Genomic DNA, 19150 nt, shown 5'->3' with positions numbered 1-19150 from the left:
CCGCCTTTTTTAAACTAATACTTATTGATGTTAAAAAAGAATAATTCACCTTAAAACATATAGTCATGAAAAATACTTTTAAAATACTAGTAATGATTATTTCAATGGTAATCACATGTGCTGTGAACGCACAATATTCTATAAATAAGAATAAATTAAGCGATGTACAGCAACTTGAAAAAGTTGATTTTTTTGAAACAAAACAGCTATCCGATAAACAGATTAAGCAATATAAACAACAAGAATTAATTGATAGTACGCAAGAAAGGTATCAGAAGGAAAACCTTTTCCTAGCGAAACTTATATCTGAAAATTGGAATAGTAGTGATAAACCAAAAGAAATATCCGAATCCGAACTTACAACAAAAGTTAAGAATAAAGAAGATGTCTGGTATATTACACTTAGAAAACATTCCGATAGATTCTTTGACAGACGGGTAGTGAAAAAAAACTATTATTATTCCTATTCTCATTATCAGCTTTCATTATATAATGATAAAAAGGAAGTACTACGAATTCCTTTAGTTGATGAAGAACTTTCTGAATTAAATGCTGAATTTGCCATAGAACAAATTCAAAATTTCATAAGTCAGTCTGAACAATATAAAAATCAGAGACTATATGCTAATGAAATTAATACAGGTGCTGGCGTATTGTCAAACAAAACCCTGCTTATACCGCAGAAGCTTACTACTTATTCAGAAGAATATTTAAACACTCTGTATAAAGGGAAAGTGAAAATAGTTTCGGAAGAAGAAATTATTAAAGCGGTAACAGCTCAAGATACTACTAAAGCCTATTTGCTTATTACTATTAACCATTTTTCGGACGAACCTTCATTCAATCATTTAATTATTGATTGTAAAACGAACAAACCATCATTAATTTATAGAAATTCATCAGCTTATTCGAAACCCTGCAAACATGCTTGTGCAGTACATCGTCATAACGACAAATTGGAATACCTCTTTGGTTTCCATTTTAAGAAATATAAAAAGATAATGGATTCATAATTCCATCTTTAGTTATGGGACGAAATAAACTTACCAAGCAGCAACGTAGAGAAAAGCAGATTCTCGAAGATAAGAAGTTTAAGAAATATCTTAGAAATGGAGCCATTATCGGTTTAGTGGTGGTGGCTCTAATTCAAATATTTTTTGTTCATTGGTGCGATACAAAGCACATAATTCAAAAGTATGTTCTATATAAAAAAGAAATTTCACCTAAGTTGATTTGTGAAGTTGAAAACAAATTGAAATTTCATAAGTCCCAAGTTGTGGATATTGAAAGTAAAATGTTTTATGTCTGTGGTTCAAGATGCAAACACTATATAGTAGAACATTATCAGCAATATGCCTATACTGTTGATGCTTATTCTGGTGATTCCATATGCAAAGCAGATGCAATTATAGGACTTAAGGAAAAAGGTCAACCCTTTATATTATATTTTGAGAACAAACAAACATTTAAAAAGTATTATGGACAGAATAGATAATAAAAGGTTGGAAGTAATATTTGCACCACTTAACTTTATGGTTATAAATTATGAGTAACGAAATAGACAAGAAATTAGAACAAAAAAACATAAAACCAACAGCCATGCGTGAGTTGGTTTATGAAGTTTTGGATAAAAATAAGAAGGCTTTAAGCCTTTATGAGATTGAACAGCAATTTGAAAACGTTGAGCGCTCCACAATTTTCAGAACATTAAAAACATTTCAGGACAAGCTGCTAATCCATAGTGTTGATGATGGTTCTGGTGCAGTAAAATATGCTCTTTGTGATGATGATTGTACTTGCTCATTGGATGATTTACATTACCATTTTCTTTGCACTAAATGTGGTCAAACTCATTGTTTGAAAAATATGCCAATACCTAAGGTGGATTTACCCGAAGGATTCAATTTTGAAAATGCCAATTTTGTAATAAAAGGAACTTGCCCTAATTGTCAAGGATAACTTTGCAATACTGTTGCATGTGATTCTGCCGTAATTTTGTAGTATAAATTTGTAAATCTATATACTATGAAATATTTAATATCAAGTTTACTTTTCCTGTTTACTTCAGGAATCATATTAGGACAAAACACAGTAAGTTTTGAAGTAAAAGAAGAATCGGGCGAATCTCTGATTGGTGCAAGTGTTGTAGTTGAAGGAACAACCAATGGTACAATTACCAATACAGAGGGGATTGCTAAATTTGAAAATCTACCTAATGGTGAAATAGAATTTGTTATTTCGTTTGTTGGCTATGAAGAAAAGGAAATTGAATTGTCATTTCCTGAAGACAACAATAAAACCATTGAAGTTGAATTGGAAGAAGGTGAAGAACTGGAAGAAGTAGTAATTACATCAACAAGGTCTTCACGAACCATACAAGATATTCCAACACGAATCGAAGCCATTACAGGCGAAGAATTAGGCGAAAAAGCAGCCATGAATTCTTCTAATATCGGAATGCTATTAAGAGAGACTACAGGGGTGCAAATGCAACAAACCTCACTTAGCTCAGGTAATATGAGCATCCGCATTCAAGGTTTGGATGGACGATACACTCAAATATTAAAAGATGGTATGCCTCTTTATGGAGGCTTTGCAGGTGGACTCTCCATTATGCAAATACCACCGCTCGATTTAAAACAAGTAGAACTGATTAAAGGAAGTAATTCAACATTATATGGCGGTGGAGCTATTGCAGGTTTGGTAAACCTTGTTACCATTAAACCTGATGATGAGCCAAAACTCGACATCATGCTAAACCAAACAAGTGCATTAGGTACTACAGGTAATATTTTCTATGCTCAGAAATATGGTAAGATTGGTCTTTCGATATATGGTTCGGCTACAAACCAAATAGCTTACGACCCAGATGATGATGGTTTCTCGAATATGCCCGATGCACAAACTTTTAGCCTAAATCCAAAATTTTACTATTACATTAATCCTAATACTGAACTTAGTTTAGGTTTAAATACCACCATTGATGACAGAACAGGTGGAGATATGGAAGTAATAAAGGGAAACTCAAGTACCGAACATATATTTACAGAGGAAAACAAATCGGAGCGTTATGCTACGCAATTGAATTTCAGAAATACAAAAGAGAATAGAACCATTGACTTCAAAAACAGCATATCCTATTTCGATAGAAAGCTGACTATTCCTGATTATCAATTTAACGGGAACCAGGTTTCTAGTTTCTCAGAAGCTTCGTACAATTTACATAGAAATGAAAAATCCGAATGGCAATTTGGTCTGAATCATTACTTGGAACAATTTACAGAGGAAAATACAGACTCCCTTCCTGTTAGAGATTACACACATAATACAATTGGTGGATTCATTCAAAACACTACGGATATAAATGAAAGGTTAATATTGGAAGCAGGGTTAAGAACCGATTACAATACTGATTACGGAACGTTTGTTTTACCTCGCTTCTCTTTACTTTTTAAAGCAAATAACAAACTTAGCTCTCGTATTGGTGGTGCAATGGGTTACAAACTACCAACCATTTTTACCGAAGATGCTGAGAAACTCTACTATAGGGGCATACAGCCTTTATCAACCGACCAGGTAGATGCTGAAACTTCTATAGGTGGTAATTTCGACATTAACTATAAAACTGCTTTAGGCGATGAAATGACATTCTCTATTAACCAGTTATTCTTTCTTACTCAACTTAAAAACGCATTGGTTTTACGAGAAGATGCCACCACGGATATGGCTTATTTTGAAAGTGCTGATGGCAATATGTTAAGTTCTGGATTTGAAACCAACATTAAGCTAACATACGATGACTTTAAACTCTATTTAAACTACGCATTTGTTAATACGGAATTACAATACGATAATATCAATGACCAAAAACCCTTAACACCAAAGCATAATGCAGGTTTTGTTCTGTTCTATGAAATTGAAGAAAAGTGGTCGGCTGGTTATGAAGTATATTATACAGGAAAACAGTTCGATAATTTATACAATCAAAAAACGGATTATTGGACAATGGGTGTAATGTTAATGCGCCATTGGGAACGCTTATCCATATTTGTGAACTTCGAGAACTTTACCAATGTATTGCAGTCAGATTATGAACCTTTGGTATTACCACCAACCAACAATCCTACTTTCCCGGACATTTGGGCACCAACCGATGGATTTGTATTTAATGGGGGTATTAAGCTTAGATTATTATAAAAACTAGAACAAATCATCACTAACGTTTAAATTAAAAGTCATGAAAAAAACAGTAATTATTTCGATGCTATTAATGGTTATATCTATTCAATCATTAGTCGCACAGGAGAATGAGACATTCTACTTTACAAAAACAATAGAGGGTACTTTTGAAGATGTTGTAGACAAAACTAAACTCGTATTTAAGGAACAAGGATTTGGTGTAATAACCGAGGTTGACATGGATGTGAAACTCAAAGAGAAACTAGACAATGTTGACATAAAGCCATATAAAATCCTTGGTATTTGCAATCCTGGTTTTGCTTACAAAACACTCCAAATTGAAGAAAACATTGGTGTTTTTCTTCCTTGCAAAGCTATTGTAAAAGATATTGGTGAAGGAAAAATTGAGGTTGTAGTAGTAAACCCGGCAGCTTTAATGGGAATGCTCAATAAACCTGAACTGGTTTCGATTGCAAATGAAGTGTCAGATAAATTTCAAAAAGCATTAGAAAAGCTTTAATTTGCTTCATTACTATCAAAACTTAATAAATATGTATCTATTTATCTTCTATTGTGTGTTTTTAATTGCTTTGTTTATAGTTCCGAGCTATATCACATTTAAGCGCTCAGGAATTAATCCTTTTAAGTTTAGCAAGGAAGAAACGGCAATAAATTATGTAGGAAAAGCCTATAAAATTATATCAGCAATAGCATTTATTACTATTGCCCTAAATGCTTTCCTACCGTCAGCAATGCAATATTTGGTATCAATAGAGTACCTAAAATCAGATATAGTTGTTTGGATAGGCTTGGGTTTGTTGCATCTTTCATTCATTATTATCTTTATCGCACAACGGAACATGGCAAATGAATGGCGCATTGGTATAGATAATGAAAACAAAGTAAACCTAATTACTAAAGGACTTTTTGGAATATCAAGAAATCCAATCTTTTTAGGTGTATTAATTGTGTTTGCAGGAATGTTCCTTATTATTCCAAATGCGGTTACTTTAGTAATATTGATTTCAGGTTTTATTGTTATTCAGGTTCAGGTGCGATTGGAAGAAGAGTTTCTCCTAAAGGAGTTGGGAACAGAATATAAAGAATACATGAGTAAAGTAAATAGGTGGTTATTTTAATTCTTTGTTATGGGTCACAGTCACGGACATAATCATAGTCACAACCATAGTACCAATTACAATAAAGCTTTTGCAATCGGCATTAGTCTTAACGTGGTATTTGTAGCAGTAGAAGTATTTTATGGTCTAATAGCTAATTCTTCTGCCTTATTAGCAGATGCAGGTCACAATGCAAGCGATGTATTGGGATTAGTCTTTGCCTGGTTTGCTGTTTGGATGTCCACTAAGAAACCATCTGGACGATACACTTATGGTTATAAAAAGACAACCATCTTAATATCTGTATTGAATGCCTTTTTGCTATTTGGTGCGGTTATAGCAATTGGTTGGGACGCCATCGGGAAATTTAAAAATCCTGAACCTGTTGCTGGCACACAAGTCATGATAGTTGCCGCAATTGGCGTTTTCATTAATACCATTACTGCATTAATGTTCCTAAAAGGACAAAAAGATGACCTAAATATTAAAGGAGCATTTTTACACATGGCAGCCGATGCAGGAGTATCTCTTGGAGTTGTTATTTCGGGATTATTAATTGTAAAGACAGGATTGCAATGGATTGACCCAATAATGAGTTTTATTATAATACTTGTTATTTTATGGGGAACGTGGAAACTCTTCACCGAATCTATCAGACTTGCCTTAGATGCTGTACCCTCAAATATCAAACTTGAAGATGTAAAATCATCAATATTGCAAACTGAGGGAGTTATTGACATGCACGATTTGCACTTATGGGCTTTGAGTACAAACGAGAATGCTTTGTCAGCACATGTAATGACTTCTTTTCAAAAGACGGATACCTTATTAAGCAGTTTGCAAAAATTATTGGCTGAAAAATTCAATATTAGTCATGTGACCATTCAGGTAGAGCATACAACCGACAACCTAAATTGTAAAGAATGTTAGAATCAATATACCATATATCAAAAATGGATTGCCCATCCGAAGAAAACATGATTCGCATGAAACTGGATGGTTTACAAGTAATCAAAAAACTTGAATTCGATATTGAGAACCGAAACCTTACGGTATTTCATTCAGAGGAAGATAAAGAGATATTATCTCGTTTAGAGGCATTGAACTTTGGCGCAAAGCTAACACAAACAAGTTCTATTGATGACAATGAGGTAGCATTAGAGGATTCCGATGTACAGTCTAAACTACTGTGGTCAGTATTAATAATCAATTTCGCATTCTTTATTATTGAAATGACTACAGGATTGATATCAAAGTCAATGGGTTTGGTGGCTGATTCATTGGATATGTTAGCTGACTCTTTTGTATATGGATTAAGCCTTTGGGCTGTTGGTTCAACTGTATTGAGAAAAAAGAAAGTGGCTCGTTGGAGTGGATACTTTCAATTATCGCTTGCTCTTTTGGGTATGATAGAAATAGTAAGAAGATTTATTGGTTCTGAAGAAATGCCAGATTATAGAATAATGGTTGGTGTATCCATCTTTGCTTTAATAGCTAATGGGGTTTGTTTGTATCTACTCCAGAAATCCAAAAGCAATGAGGCTCACATGAAAGCTAGTATGATTTTTACCTCTAATGATGTGATTATTAATACGGGGGTTATTCTTGCTGGTGTATTGGTATTACTTACACAATCAAAATACCCCGATTTAATTATTGGCTCAATTGTATTTTTAATTGTAGTAAAAGGGGCTTTTAGAATTTTAAAACTTGGTAAGTAAATGAAATCAGTATTTCTTAAATCAACAATTACTTGTCCTGAGTGTGGTTTTAAAAAAGAAGAAACTATGCCTGAGGATTCATGCCAGTTTTTCTATGAGTGTGAAAAGTGCAAAACTGTCTTAAAACCAAAGAAAGGTCATTGCTGCGTTTTTTGTTCTTATGGAACTGTAAAGTGCCCACCAATACAACAAGGTAAAAGCTGTTGTTAATTGTATCTTTGCAAAATGAATTCAACAACACTACATATTAAAAACATGGTTTGCAACCGCTGCATAAAGGTGGTACAAGATGAATTTGCAAAGATGAATTTGAATATTGAGGAAATAGAACTTGGTAAAGTCAATGTTTCATCTCAACTCTCAAACGATAAAATTGAAGAGGTAAGAAAGGTGTTAGATGAAAATGGATTTGAGTTAATTGACGATAAGAAAAGTAAGTTGATTGACCGCATCAAAACGATTATCATTGAAAGAACCCATTATTCAGAATCCGGTTTTGAATCTTTAAATACCTCTGAATATATTTCCAAAGAATTGGGGCATGACTATTCATATCTGAGCAATCTGTTTTCTTCAGTTGAAGGAATTACCATTGAAAAATATATCATCAATCAGAAGATTGAGAAGGTAAAAGAGCTTTTGGTTTATGATGAATTATCCTTAAATGAAATATCATACCAACTAGGGTACAGTAGTGTTCAGCACTTATCTAATCAGTTCAAAAAAATTACAGGCTTAACTCCATCACACTTCAAAAAGCTTAAAGAAAATAAGCGCAAACCTCTTGACCAGGTGTAATCCAAAAATGATATAACTCTTTTCCAAAATCGTGTAATAGTAAACACATCGTTACTTCCTTACTTTGTAATATCAAAAAATCAGAGCTATGGAAGTACAACAATATATCATCACTTTTCTAAATGACTTTGTAAAGATATTGAGTGAAATGTCTCCATATCTTTTGCTTGGTTTCTTCTTTGCAGGCTTATTATATGCCTTCATTCCCCAAAACAAAATCGAACGCTATTTTAATGGCTTACCGTTTAAATCATCTGTTTTAGCTTCTATATTTGGGATTCCCTTACCTCTATGTTCATGCGGTGTAATTCCAACAGGAACGGCTTTTTATAAAAATGGAGCATCTAAAGGCGGAACAGTTTCATTTCTAATATCAACCCCACAAACGGGAGTTGATTCTATATTAGCAACCTTTTCATTAATGGGGTTACCATTTGCAATCATCCGACCTCTGGCAGCTTTGGTAACAGGAATAACAGGTGGATTAATTACAAGTGTGGCAACTAAAAACGAAACAGACACAAGAACTTTCCAGGAACAAACCGAAGAACGTAAATCATTCTCTCAAAAAGTGGGAGATGTATTCCGTTATGGGTTTGTCGATTTTATTCAGGATATATCAAAATGGTTGGTAATTGGATTGGTATTGGCAGCTATTATTTCAGCATTAATCCCTAATGAGTTTTTCGAACTTTTAAATATGCCGCCCATAGTTCAAATGCTTTTAATCCTGGTGGTTTCCATTCCGCTTTATATATGTGCTACAGGCTCAATACCATTGGCTGCAATACTAATTTTAAAAGGCATTAGTCCGGGAGCTGCATTTGTATTATTAATGGCTGGTCCGGCAACGAATGCAGCAACAATAACCATGATAGGAAAAGTACTTGGCCGAAAGAGTTTATTCACTTATTTAGCAACCATTATCGTGGGAGCTTTAGGCTTTGGTTTATTAATAGATTATGCCTTACCAACACAATGGTTTACCGAAATTACCCATCAACATCTTGGGCATAATCATCACAAAGGATTAAGTTGGTGGCAAATTGCATCTGGAGTTATATTAATGGCACTTATCATTAATGGATATATCCAGAAATACCTAAACACAAAAAAGAATTCTGTAACTCAATTAAAAAACAATACGATGGAAATTAAAACAATTAAAGTAGAAGGAATGACTTGCAATCATTGCAAAGCAAATGTAGAAAGCAACCTAGAGAAGTTAGCTTTTATTGAGAATGCACAGGTAAACCTTAGAGAAAAAACAGTTACACTTGAAGGTGATAATATTGAATTGGATAAAATCAAAGAAGCAATTGATTCTCTTGGTTATAAAGCATCGTAGGATTATTTAAAGTCATTAACTTTTCACACAAGATATCATGAAAGTCTTAATTCCAAAATCAACAATAACCTGTCCTGAGTGTGGTTTTCAGAAAGAAAAAACTATGCCAGAGGATTCTTGTCAGTTCTTTTATGAATGTGAGAAATGTAAAACAGTATTAAAACCAAAGAAAGGTGATTGCTGTGTTTATTGCTCGTATGGTTCGGCAAGATGCCCGCCAATACAACATGGAGGTAATTGTTGTTAATTACCTGTTAAATAATTTCTAATCCAAAAGAAATATAAATAAAAATCATAATTTTATAAAACAAAGTTGAATATTTATCGTTTACTTTGTCAAAAGCACTAAATTAAGTTATGCTTAAAAAAATCAGTCATATAATAATGGTAATCGTGTTGTTAGTTTCAACAACAGGTATGACTGTATCTAAGCATTATTGTCAAGGTAGTTTAGTGAATGTAAATATCTTTGGCGAAGCAAAAACTTGCTGTGATGACATTGGTACTTCTAAATGTTGTCATAATGAATCAGCTCACTTTGAGCTGGACGAAGACTTTGTTATTGCTGTGAATAATGTTGAATTTCAACAAACAAATTTTGACCTTTTGTTGCCTTTTATTCAAGTTCTTGTCTTCAAAGAAATTGAATCACAGAATTTTGAATTAGCATATTTTAATCCACCACCTCCCAAAGAGGTTCTTGTCTTTCTTTCTGACATACAAGTATATCGTTTGTGATTTTTCGATTTAATTATTAATTGACTTCGTTAACATTATTTGTGTTAGTGCAGTCAAATACATAACTTATTTCGAATATAAATCATAAATGAATTGACATGCTTAATTCTATCATTCGCTTTTTTCTGGAAAATAAGCTCGTAACATTTTTAGTCTTGCTTGTTTTCATTAGCTGGGGGATAATCAATTCTCCATTTGGCTGGGATACTGGCATTTTGCCAACTGACCCAGTGCCTGTTGATGCCATACCAGATATTGGTGAGAATCAACAAATAGTATATACAGAGTGGCCAGGCCGCTCGCCACAGGACATTGAAGACCAAATATCTTATCCATTAACCACCTCCTTATTAGGTATACCTGGAGTAAAAACGATTCGTAGTAACTCTATTTTTGGCCTATCCAGTATTTATATCATTTTTGATGATGATGTTGAATTTTATTGGAGTAGAACTCGTATCCTTGAAAAGCTCAACTCTTTGCCTGCGGGTACGCTACCATCTGAAGTTTCTCCCGCATTAGGTCCTGACGCAACAGCTCTAGGACAAATCTATTGGTACACGCTTGAAGGTCGTGATTCTGATGGTAATCCAACTGGCGGCTGGGATCCTCATGAACTCAGAACCATACAGGATTTCTATGTGCGCTATTCTTTAACTTCAGCAGAAGGCGTAGCCGAGGTGGCTTCTATAGGTGGTTTTGTGAAAGAATATCAGGTTGATATAGATCCAAATGCCATGAAGGCGCATAATGTAACCATCGCACAGATTATGTCGGCTGTAAAAAGCAGTAACCTGGATATTGGTGCTCGAACCATTGAATTTAATAGAGCCGAGTATTTGGTACGCGCACTAGGTTACATAAAAAATCTGGAAGACCTTGAAAAGAGTGTGGTTACAGTTCGCAACAATGTACCAATACGCTTGAAGGATGTAGCAAGAATTAATTTTGGCCCAGCAACAAGGCGAGGAGGACTGGATAAAGGTGGTTCAGAAGCTGTGGGAGGTGTTGTGGTAGCACGTTATGGAGCTAATCCGCTTAAAACAATTAAAAGCATGAAGGCCAAAATCGCTGAAATTGAGCCGGGATTGCCTTCCAAAATATTAGCGGATGGTACTGTATCCAAAGTGACGGTTGTGCCTTTTTATGACCGAACCGGTTTAATTAAAGAAACTCTGGGAACACTTGAAGAAGCCATTTCACTTGAATTGCTAATTAGTATTCTTGTAGTTATTGTACTGGTATTTAACTTGCGAGCCTCATTTCTTATCTCCAGCTTACTACCTATTGGTGTACTCATTACCTTTATTACGATGCGTCAGTTTGGAGTAGATGCCAACATTGTCGCCCTTTCGGGTATTGCCATTGCGATAGGTGTGATGGTAGATGTGGGGGTAGTCTTTGTTGAAAACATTATCCGGCATATTGAGATGCCTGAAAACAAAGGGAAACGAGGAAAAGAACTGTTAAATGTGGTGTATCAGGGTACTATTGAAGTGGCCGGAGCAGTAATTACGGCTTTATCAACTACAATCATCAGTTTCTTGCCAGTGTTTGCCATGGAAGCAGCGGAAGGAAAACTGTTTAAGCCCTTAGCTTTTACAAAAACCTTTACTATGATTTCGGCTTTATTAATTGGTTTGATAATCATACCAACCTTATCGCACTTGATTTTTTCCATTAAGATTGATAAAAAGCGTTATCAACGCTTGGGTAACTTCATTCTGATTGCAGCTGGAGTTGTTCTGTCAATCGCTTCAGGTAATTATATTGCTTTGGCTATTTCTGCCTATGGTATTAATGGCCTATTATCATACCGTTGGAAAGAAAATCAGAAGAAGTGGATAAACCTTATCAATATTGCCATCACCATTGTAGTTGTCGTTTTCTTTTTGACAAAAGCTTGGATGCCACTCGGAGCTCAAAACAGTCTCTTTGCCAATTTCCTTTTTGTGATAGCTATCGTTACAACCGTACTAGGCAGTTTATCGATGGTGGTTGTTTTTTATGCTCGTATCTTAAATTGGTGTTTAGATAATAAATGGACTTTCCTAGCGGTACCAATTTTCATTGTACTATTTGGAATGACAAGTTGGCAAGGCTTTAATAAGTTGTTTGGTTTCATGCCTCAGTTTATTAAAAGTACCGATTCATATGCCTATCTGGATGAAAAACTACCTGGTATAGGTAAAGAGTTTATGCCATCGCTTGATGAAGGTTCATTTTTACTAATGCCCACTACAATGCCCCATTCAGGCGTCCAAGAAAACTTGGAAGTTATTCGCATATTAGATAAGCGAGTTAACTCCATACCGGAAGTTGAAACAGTGGTAGGTAAATGGGGACGCGTAAATTCGGCCCTTGACCCGGCGCCTACCTCCATGTATGAGAATGTCATCAATTATAAACCAGAATATATTCTGAATGAAAAAGGGCATCGCATGCGCTTTAAAACGAATAAAGAAGGTGCCTTTGTGCTGAAAGATGGTTCTAAATACAATCCAAAGAAAGAGGCATTCCGTTTGATTGATAAGAAGAATTTAACGGAGGATAAGAACGGAGAATACTTTAGACAATGGAGAGAAGAAATAAGATCTCCTGATGATATCTGGAAGGAGATTATTGATAAGAGTACCATACCAGGCTTAACATCAGCACCTAAGCTTCAGCCCATATCGACTCGATTAGTGATGTTGCAGACTGGAATGCGAGCTCCTATGGGTATTAAAGTGTATGGTCCAGACTTAGAAAGCATTGAAAAGGTAGGCTTTGAGCTCGAGAAACAACTGAAAAATGTAGAAGGTGTACAAGGTATGTCAGTTTTTGCTGATCGTGTGGTAGGTAAACCGTACCTTGAGATGGAGATAGAAAGAGATGCTATTGCACGATATGGATTAACTGTTAAAAATTTGCAAGCGGTAATAGGAAGTGCCATCGGGGGAATGCCCCTTACAACAACTGTTGAAGGGCGTGAACGTTTTCCAGTACGTTTGCGATATGCACGTGAATTCAGAGATAATCCAGAGGATTTGCAACGCATTTTAATTCCTACGCCAACAGGCGCCCAGATTCCTTTGGGAGAACTTGTTACTCTACATTATGTCAGAGGCCCTCAGATGATTAAAAGTGAGGATACTTTTCTAGTTGGATACGTTATTTTCGATAAAAAAGAAGGTTATCCCGAAGTGGATGTGGTAGAAAATGCCCAAGAGTACCTGAAGGGAAAAATGAAAACTGGTGAGTTCTCTCTTCCTGCTGGAGTGAGTTATAAATTTACAGGGAATTATGAAAATCAGATACGTGCTACTAAGCGCTTAATGATTGTGATTCCAATATCCTTAATTATTATCTTCTTGATTTTGTACTTTCAATTTAGGTCAGTCATTTCAACAAGTTTGATATTTTCAGGGATAATCGTGGCATTATCCGGAGGGTTTATTATGCTTTGGATGTATGGTCAACCATGGTTTATGGACGGCTCCGTTGCCGGAATGAGTTTACGCAATCTCTTTCAGGTTAGCACCATCAACCTGAGTGTTGCGGTTTGGGTTGGGTTTATTGCCTTGTTTGGTGTAGCTACTGATGATGGTGTTTTAATCAGTACTTACATCAAACAGCTTCAGGACAAGCGAAAACCCAAAACAATTAAAGAAGTGAGAGCTTTAGTATTGGAAGCCGGCTCAAAAAGAGTACGTCCGGCCATTATGACCACTGCTACGACCATCATCGCACTATTACCCGTTTTAACTTCCACTGGTAAAGGGTCTGATATAATGGTGCCAATGGCGATTCCTTTATTTGGAGGGATGACAATTGAGGTGTTGACGATGTTTGTTGTGCCAGTGCTTTACAGTATGTGGCAGGAAGCAAAAGTAAAGAAGAATAACCCTGAAAAAGCTTAAGACATGAAAATCATTAAGATTTATATATTATTTGTGCTATTAGGTTTATCAGGTGTGCTACAAGCACAAGATGAACTAAACCAGTATTTGATAGAGGCAGCAGAAAATAATCCTGCCTTAAAAGCCACATTTAACAAATATTTGGCCGCTCTTGAAAAAGGACCACAGGTAGGCTCTTTACCTGACCCACAATTGGCATTTGCTTACTTTATTCAGCCTGTAGAAACCAGAAATGGGCCACAGGAATTCAGATTCTCAGCAACGCAGATGTTCCCTTGGTTTGGTACCTTAAAGGCAAAAGAGAATGCCAGTATGGAAGAAGCCAAAGCATTCTATGAGGTGTTTGAAGAAAACAAGTCTAAACTTTTTAATGAGGTTAAAGCGAATTGGTATAACCTGTATTTCAATAGTAAGGCTACTGTCATTACACTAGAGAATATTGAGATACTAAATACCTTTAAAAAGTTAGCCATTGTTAAGGTTGAAGCAGGCTTGGTGTCGGCTGTTGACCAATACCGGATTGAGATGGAGATAAATGATTTGGAAAATCAACTGGCGCTCTTGAAGGACAAACAAGAAGTATTGGAAGTCTCCTTCAATAACCTGCTAAATTCTGAGGAACGGAAGGTCATTACTTTTCCAAAAGAACTCTGGATGACAGACATTTTATATACAAAGGAGGCCGTACTGGATTCTATTCGCATAAAGAATCACCAACTTCTAAGTATCGATTTACAAAAAAGTGCTTTAGCCTTTAAAAAGCAATCGGCCAAAAAGCAGGGGGCTCCGACATTTAGTCTTGGGATTGATTATATATCTATTGGGAAAGGTGACAACAATTTATCCGGAAAGGATGCGATAGCATTCCCTAAGATAGGTTTAAGTATACCATTGTATCGAAACAAGTATAAAAGCATGGTTCAGGAAGTCATTCACCTTGAAATCGCAAAAGATTATGAGCGTATCAACAAGGAGAATGTATTGGAGACAATTTTCGAGAATTCCTGGAAAGATTACAAGGATGCCCATCGTCGAATAGAATTATTTGATAGGCAACTGCGAATTGCCCGAAAATCTTTGAAATTATTAGAAACGGAATATGCCTTTGCTAATAAGAATTTTGAGGAAATACTTCGGATGGAAAGACGTTTGTTAAAATATAATCTGGAATTGGAAAAAGGAAGGACAGACAAACAGGCCGCTATTGCTTTTATCCATTATTTAATGGGGAAATAACGAATGTAATCATCAAGTTTTAACGATTTAACTACAGAGAAATGAAAACAATTTTTCAAAATATAAAAAGCAACTATAAACTAATTCTGGGCGTTTTAATACTAGGTTTAGCCATAGGTTGGATAATCGCACCATCTGGCAATGCCAATGGTGTCGGAGATGAACATGCAGGACATAATCACGAAGAAGAAGCTACAACATGGACTTGCTCCATGCACCCTCAAATTAAACAGGATAAGCCTGGGTTATGTCCGATTTGCGCTATGGATTTAATTCCGCTTACATCAATGAACTCAGGTGGTGAAGGTGCCGACCCCAATGAAATCGTGATGAGTGAATCTGCTGCAAAACTGGCCGAAATTCAAACTTCCATTGTAGCGATTGGTGAACCTAAAAAATCCATTTTTCTCCAAGGTAAGTTACATGTAGATGAAAGACGAATTGCTGAATTGACTGCTCGATTTGGTGGACGTATTGAAGAACTATACGTCAATTTCACAGGTCAGAAAGTTCGCAAAGGACAAAAGTTGGCAACTATTTATTCGCCAAATTTGGTTAGTGCACAGCGTGAGCTAATTGAGGCTTCAGAATTTAAAGAAGATAATCCTTCCTTATACAAGGCAGCACGAGCTAAACTAAAAGCTTGGGATTTATCCGAAAGGCAGATTAATAATATTGAAGAATCTGGGGAGCCAGAAGTTAATTTTGATGTATTGTCACCCATAACAGGAACAGTTACTATGCGCCATTCAGCGTTAGGCGACTATGTGAAAGAAGGAACAGCTCTATTTAAAGTAGCTGATCTAACCAGGTTGTGGGCCTTGTTTGATGCTTATGAAACAGATTTACCCTGGGTGAAAATAGGTGATAAAGTGAGTTTTACGATGCAAGCCCTGCCAGGTGAAGAATTCAAAACAAAGGTTACGTATGTTGACCCAATAATCGATGCCAAGACAAGGGTAGCCAAGGTGCGGGCTGAAATCAACAATAAGGATTTTCGTTTAAAACCTGAAATGTTTACAAACGGGGTGCTGGAGTCTAAAATAGCTGAAGGTCAAAAGGCTGTTTTGATACCTAAAACAGCCGTGCTTTGGACCGGTAAAAGAGCCGTGGTTTATACCAAAGTTGAGGAAAGAGAATCACCCACATTCTTATACCGCGAAATTGTGTTAGGGCCTGAAGCTGGTGCCTTTTATGTAGTGAAAGAAGGATTGGAGCCAGGCGAAGAAATAGCTACTAATGGCGTGTTTAAGATTGATGCAGCGGCACAGTTGATTGGATTGCCAAGCATGATGAATGCCCCTGACACAAAGAATCTCAAAAAGGAAACATTTACTGTGGCAGGTAATTGTGAGATGTGTCAATCCCGTATTGAGAAAGCGGCTAAGACTGTGTATGGCGTTAGCACCGCCAAATGGGATGCTAATTCTCAAACAATAAGTATTAAATATGATCCTGAAAAAGCAAATTTACATGATGTTCACAAGGCCATTGCCAAGGCAGGTCATGATACCGAAATGCATAAGGCCAATGATGATGTATATAAGGGATTACCGGGCTGTTGCTTGTATGATAGATTAAGTAATAGCCAAAACGAATCTTCAAATACAGCTGAACATGCCATGATAAAAGTGGCTGGTAATTGCGATATGTGTAAAGATCGCATTGAAACAGCTGCTTCATCAGTTTCAGGTGTTACAAGTGCTAAATGGATGGCCGATAAGCAACAGTTGCATGTCAATTATCATTCGAACAAAGCCAATACGGATGCTATTCAAAAGGCCATTACTAAAGCAGGTCATGATACGGAAAAGTATAAGACTGAAGGTGCTGTTTATAATGGGCTGCCTAGTTGTTGTCAATATACTCGATTAGAAAGAAAGGGTGACGACAATAAGCAGCATACCATGTTTACTGTTGCTGGTAATTGTGATATGTGTAAAGATCGCATTGAAACGGCTGCCTATACTGTTGAAGGCGTTATTGATGCCAACTGGGATAAGGAAACCAAAAAGGTACACATCAACTTTTCAACCCCGGCTACAGAAAATGCTATTCAGAAAGCCATCGCAAAGGTTGGTCATGATACCGATAAATATAAAGCAGATACTGATGTATATAATGATTTGCATAGTTGCTGTCAGTATGAGCGATTAAAGTAAATAATAATACCGTCCGGGCAAATGTCCGGATGGTTAAAAATAGTGTTATGGAAGTTGCTAATTTATTGAAGAATAGCAGGCATTCCACATTATTAATCCATTCTGCTATAGGAATGCTTATTGGGTACTTTATTCTGCATCCAATTAGTATGACAATATATTGGTATGAAATGAACCAGGAGTCATTTAGTTCGGTTGAACTGGGTGCTGTAATATGGTCAAGTTTTGTACACTCATTTAGCGGACATATGATGCCAATGTCAATAGCTTTTGCATTACTTGGATTAGTTGGTGGATATATATCTGGTGGATACTACAGTTCAATTAAGGAACGAGAAGTAAAGATATCTAGCAAAAGAATGCTACTTAATCAGAGTATTCCAACAATGATAGCAAAAGGTGAAAATGAATTTGTTGAATTTATGACATCTCTTCGCTATGATTATCGTCAGGTTAGGACGAACAAAAATATTGAGTTTGAAGTCTTAAAATCGATTGCAGGATTTCTAAATGCGAAAGGAGGAACTATAATACTAGGCTTGAGTAATGATGGTCAGGTATTAGGATTAGCAAATGATTTTTGGACTTTAAAGAAAAAGGACAAAGATGGATACCATAAAAGACTGATGAGCTTAATAGCCCATGCATTTGGAAAGAATATTTGCTCATACATCCATGTGGCTTTTCACACAATAGGTGATAAAGATATTTGTACTGTTCTAATAGAACCCTCTATTCAGCCTGTTTATTTAGAAGAAAATAATACAACTGTATTCTTCTTAAGAACAGGGAATTTGACATCAACTCTCTCCACTAGTGAGACAGTGAAGTATTTAAATACGAAACATTAAAAATATTAAATTATGAAACTAAATATATTTGTTTTAATACTGATTCAAATGCTAATGATTGAATCATATGGCCAATTGAAATATGAAGGAACGATGGATTCTGATTACAAAACCTTGACAATGGAAGATGGAAGTATGAAGTATGTCATTTATAATAAAAGGGAGCAAACAGTTAACCTTCATAATCTTGATAAGACGTTATGGAAATCAGTTAGTCTGCCATTACCTCGACACCATTTTCTGGATGAAATTAAGCATATTTCAATGCACACTTTAAACAAGGATAACTTGCTTGAAATCATTTATTCATGTACTATTTTAACCCACCACGATTTTGATCCTAATAATGAAGTTGAGTTTCGTAAGATTGATTTTACCATCAACGTAATCAATGAAAAGGGTACTGTAATATTAAAAGTACCTAATAGCAATGATATCAAGCTCATTAATTCAGATAATAACAAAAAACTATTGATATATCGACATTCCTCTGAACGAATTGGACATGGTGATGAGACACTAGTATACTCATATTAATAACCAGGTGAGATATTAACAAATTAAAATCAAGGAAAGATGAAACAATCTAAATTATTACTAATAGCTGTTATCACATTTTCGTTTTATGCATGTGATAAGAGTGATGAACTGGAAATAGACAAGCTAACAGGTACCTATATTGGTAGCTTATCTAACACTAACTTGAAATCTGCTTTGGCTGAAGGACACGGTAGTGATGATGCTACAGCTGATGTTGATCATATGGGCGATGGACAAATTAAGGTACACTGCTATAGTGCCGATTTCGATACTACCATTATACTTGACTACTATCATAATAATGACAGTGTTATGGTGTGTCTTGCAGGCAATGACTTTAGTAAAATTTATGGTCATATGAAAGGTGAAGGCCATATGAGTGGAGGTATGATGGGAGATATGCGTGGTGATGAAACCGAGTGGATGCATCACAAGGATGACGAACATCAGGATGGTGATGAGCATTTTGGTGGATTCCATCCAGGCTCTGAAACTTTTGAATATACCTTCATAATGCCAGAAGGATACATGAAGTTTAAAGGACAGAAACACTAAAT

19 protein-coding genes are annotated in these 19150 nt (G+C 35.8%); all 19 read left to right on the top strand.

Annotated elements, in window-relative coordinates; translation table 11 throughout:
• Window positions 1-65 precede the first annotated feature (65 nt).
• The 19 genes from ACRD7B_RS02830 to ACRD7B_RS02740 all read left to right on the top strand — a co-directional run bounded on the left by ACRD7B_RS02830 (window position 66) and on the right by ACRD7B_RS02740 (window position 19148).
• On the top strand, window positions 66-1013 hold the full coding sequence (locus ACRD7B_RS02830; RefSeq protein ID WP_430822949.1) for a hypothetical protein: 948 nt from the start codon (window positions 66-68) through the stop codon (window positions 1011-1013).
• 14 nt (window positions 1014-1027) lie between these two features.
• Complete coding sequence (locus ACRD7B_RS02825) at window positions 1028-1495, top strand: hypothetical protein (protein WP_430822947.1); 468 nt, start codon at window positions 1028-1030, stop codon at window positions 1493-1495.
• 50 nt (window positions 1496-1545) lie between these two features.
• Window positions 1546-1959, top strand: a complete 414-nt coding sequence (locus ACRD7B_RS02820) for a Fur family transcriptional regulator (protein ID WP_430822946.1) — start codon at window positions 1546-1548, stop codon at window positions 1957-1959.
• Between the two features lie 66 nt (window positions 1960-2025).
• A complete protein-coding gene (locus ACRD7B_RS02815; protein ID WP_430822944.1) occupies window positions 2026-4197 on the top strand; it encodes a TonB-dependent receptor in 2172 nt (723 codons plus the stop codon).
• A 40-nt stretch (window positions 4198-4237) separates the two neighbouring features.
• The gene (locus ACRD7B_RS02810; protein WP_430822943.1) at window positions 4238-4699 is read left to right on the top strand and encodes a DUF302 domain-containing protein; all 462 of its coding nucleotides are present in this window, start codon (window positions 4238-4240) and stop codon (window positions 4697-4699) included.
• 31 nt (window positions 4700-4730) lie between these two features.
• The gene (locus ACRD7B_RS02805) at window positions 4731-5318 is read left to right on the top strand and encodes a methyltransferase family protein (RefSeq protein ID WP_430822942.1); all 588 of its coding nucleotides are present in this window, start codon (window positions 4731-4733) and stop codon (window positions 5316-5318) included.
• A gap of 9 nt (window positions 5319-5327) precedes the next feature.
• Window positions 5328-6227: a cation diffusion facilitator family transporter gene (locus tag ACRD7B_RS02800; protein WP_430822941.1), complete on the top strand. Its 900-nt coding sequence runs from the start codon at window positions 5328-5330 to the stop codon at window positions 6225-6227.
• Window positions 6221-7018, top strand: coding sequence for a cation efflux transmembrane domain-containing protein (locus ACRD7B_RS02795; protein ID WP_430822940.1), 798 nt, complete (start codon window positions 6221-6223; stop codon window positions 7016-7018). Before ACRD7B_RS02800 ends, ACRD7B_RS02795 begins: the two co-directional genes overlap by 7 nt.
• Entirely contained in the window at window positions 7019-7228 is a 210-nt protein-coding gene (locus ACRD7B_RS02790) for a GDCCVxC domain-containing (seleno)protein (protein ID WP_430822939.1), read from the top strand.
• Between the two features lie 93 nt (window positions 7229-7321).
• Window positions 7322-7816 carry a helix-turn-helix domain-containing protein gene (locus ACRD7B_RS02785; RefSeq protein WP_430822938.1) on the top strand — a complete coding sequence of 165 codons (495 nt, stop codon included), beginning with the start codon at window positions 7322-7324 and terminating at the stop codon, window positions 7814-7816.
• Window positions 7817-7904: 88 nt separating this feature from the next.
• Window positions 7905-9164, top strand: coding sequence for a permease (locus ACRD7B_RS02780; protein ID WP_430822937.1), 1260 nt, complete (start codon window positions 7905-7907; stop codon window positions 9162-9164).
• 37 nt (window positions 9165-9201) lie between these two features.
• A complete protein-coding gene (locus ACRD7B_RS02775) occupies window positions 9202-9411 on the top strand; it encodes a GDCCVxC domain-containing (seleno)protein (protein WP_317195167.1) in 210 nt (69 codons plus the stop codon).
• A gap of 110 nt (window positions 9412-9521) precedes the next feature.
• Window positions 9522-9902, top strand: coding sequence for an HYC_CC_PP family protein (locus ACRD7B_RS02770; protein ID WP_430822936.1), 381 nt, complete (start codon window positions 9522-9524; stop codon window positions 9900-9902).
• Between the two features lie 98 nt (window positions 9903-10000).
• Complete coding sequence (locus ACRD7B_RS02765) at window positions 10001-13804, top strand: efflux RND transporter permease subunit (RefSeq protein WP_430822935.1); 3804 nt, start codon at window positions 10001-10003, stop codon at window positions 13802-13804.
• Window positions 13805-13807: 3 nt separating this feature from the next.
• The gene (locus ACRD7B_RS02760) at window positions 13808-15040 is read left to right on the top strand and encodes a TolC family protein (protein ID WP_430822934.1); all 1233 of its coding nucleotides are present in this window, start codon (window positions 13808-13810) and stop codon (window positions 15038-15040) included.
• 41 nt (window positions 15041-15081) lie between these two features.
• A complete protein-coding gene (locus ACRD7B_RS02755; RefSeq protein ID WP_430822933.1) occupies window positions 15082-17202 on the top strand; it encodes an efflux RND transporter periplasmic adaptor subunit in 2121 nt (706 codons plus the stop codon).
• Window positions 17203-17372: 170 nt separating this feature from the next.
• Window positions 17373-18053, top strand: a complete 681-nt coding sequence (locus tag ACRD7B_RS02750; RefSeq protein WP_430822932.1) for an AlbA family DNA-binding domain-containing protein — start codon at window positions 17373-17375, stop codon at window positions 18051-18053.
• A gap of 12 nt (window positions 18054-18065) precedes the next feature.
• Window positions 18066-18590 (top strand): hypothetical protein, encoded by a 525-nt coding sequence (locus ACRD7B_RS02745; RefSeq protein ID WP_430822931.1) that lies wholly within the window; start codon window positions 18066-18068, stop codon window positions 18588-18590.
• A 39-nt stretch (window positions 18591-18629) separates the two neighbouring features.
• Window positions 18630-19148, top strand: a complete 519-nt coding sequence (locus ACRD7B_RS02740) for a hypothetical protein (protein ID WP_430822930.1) — start codon at window positions 18630-18632, stop codon at window positions 19146-19148.
• Window positions 19149-19150: the final 2 nt, after the last annotated feature.

The organism is Carboxylicivirga fragile (assembly GCF_050589805.1).
Taxonomy (GTDB): Bacteria; Bacteroidota; Bacteroidia; order Bacteroidales; family Marinilabiliaceae; genus Carboxylicivirga; species Carboxylicivirga fragile.
The sequence above is the reverse complement of the archived record's forward strand: the minus strand, read 5'-3'. Positions and strand labels throughout refer to the sequence as shown.

Excerpts from the sequence above, each read along its gene's own strand:
- ACRD7B_RS02770 (WP_430822936.1), top strand. The coding sequence starts at position 9,522 with ATGCTTAAAAAAATCAGTCATATAATAATGGTAATCGTGTTGTTAGTT.
- ACRD7B_RS02820 (WP_430822946.1), top strand. The coding sequence starts at position 1,546 with ATGAGTAACGAAATAGACAAGAAATTAGAACAAAAAAACATAAAACCA.
- ACRD7B_RS02740 (WP_430822930.1), top strand. The coding sequence starts at position 18,630 with ATGAAACAATCTAAATTATTACTAATAGCTGTTATCACATTTTCGTTT.
- ACRD7B_RS02780 (WP_430822937.1), top strand. The coding sequence starts at position 7,905 with ATGGAAGTACAACAATATATCATCACTTTTCTAAATGACTTTGTAAAG.
- ACRD7B_RS02755 (WP_430822933.1), top strand. The coding sequence starts at position 15,082 with ATGAAAACAATTTTTCAAAATATAAAAAGCAACTATAAACTAATTCTG.
- ACRD7B_RS02830 (WP_430822949.1), top strand. The coding sequence starts at position 66 with ATGAAAAATACTTTTAAAATACTAGTAATGATTATTTCAATGGTAATC.
- ACRD7B_RS02765 (WP_430822935.1), top strand. The coding sequence starts at position 10,001 with ATGCTTAATTCTATCATTCGCTTTTTTCTGGAAAATAAGCTCGTAACA.
- ACRD7B_RS02785 (WP_430822938.1), top strand. The coding sequence starts at position 7,322 with ATGAATTTGAATATTGAGGAAATAGAACTTGGTAAAGTCAATGTTTCA.
- ACRD7B_RS02825 (WP_430822947.1), top strand. The coding sequence starts at position 1,028 with ATGGGACGAAATAAACTTACCAAGCAGCAACGTAGAGAAAAGCAGATT.
- ACRD7B_RS02750 (WP_430822932.1), top strand. The coding sequence starts at position 17,373 with ATGAACCAGGAGTCATTTAGTTCGGTTGAACTGGGTGCTGTAATATGG.
- ACRD7B_RS02795 (WP_430822940.1), top strand. The coding sequence starts at position 6,221 with ATGTTAGAATCAATATACCATATATCAAAAATGGATTGCCCATCCGAA.
- ACRD7B_RS02745 (WP_430822931.1), top strand. The coding sequence starts at position 18,066 with ATGAAACTAAATATATTTGTTTTAATACTGATTCAAATGCTAATGATT.
- ACRD7B_RS02760 (WP_430822934.1), top strand. The coding sequence starts at position 13,808 with ATGAAAATCATTAAGATTTATATATTATTTGTGCTATTAGGTTTATCA.
- ACRD7B_RS02800 (WP_430822941.1), top strand. The coding sequence starts at position 5,328 with ATGGGTCACAGTCACGGACATAATCATAGTCACAACCATAGTACCAAT.
- ACRD7B_RS02790 (WP_430822939.1), top strand. The coding sequence starts at position 7,019 with ATGAAATCAGTATTTCTTAAATCAACAATTACTTGTCCTGAGTGTGGT.
- ACRD7B_RS02815 (WP_430822944.1), top strand. The coding sequence starts at position 2,026 with ATGAAATATTTAATATCAAGTTTACTTTTCCTGTTTACTTCAGGAATC.
- ACRD7B_RS02805 (WP_430822942.1), top strand. The coding sequence starts at position 4,731 with ATGTATCTATTTATCTTCTATTGTGTGTTTTTAATTGCTTTGTTTATA.
- ACRD7B_RS02810 (WP_430822943.1), top strand. The coding sequence starts at position 4,238 with ATGAAAAAAACAGTAATTATTTCGATGCTATTAATGGTTATATCTATT.
- ACRD7B_RS02775 (WP_317195167.1), top strand. The coding sequence starts at position 9,202 with ATGAAAGTCTTAATTCCAAAATCAACAATAACCTGTCCTGAGTGTGGT.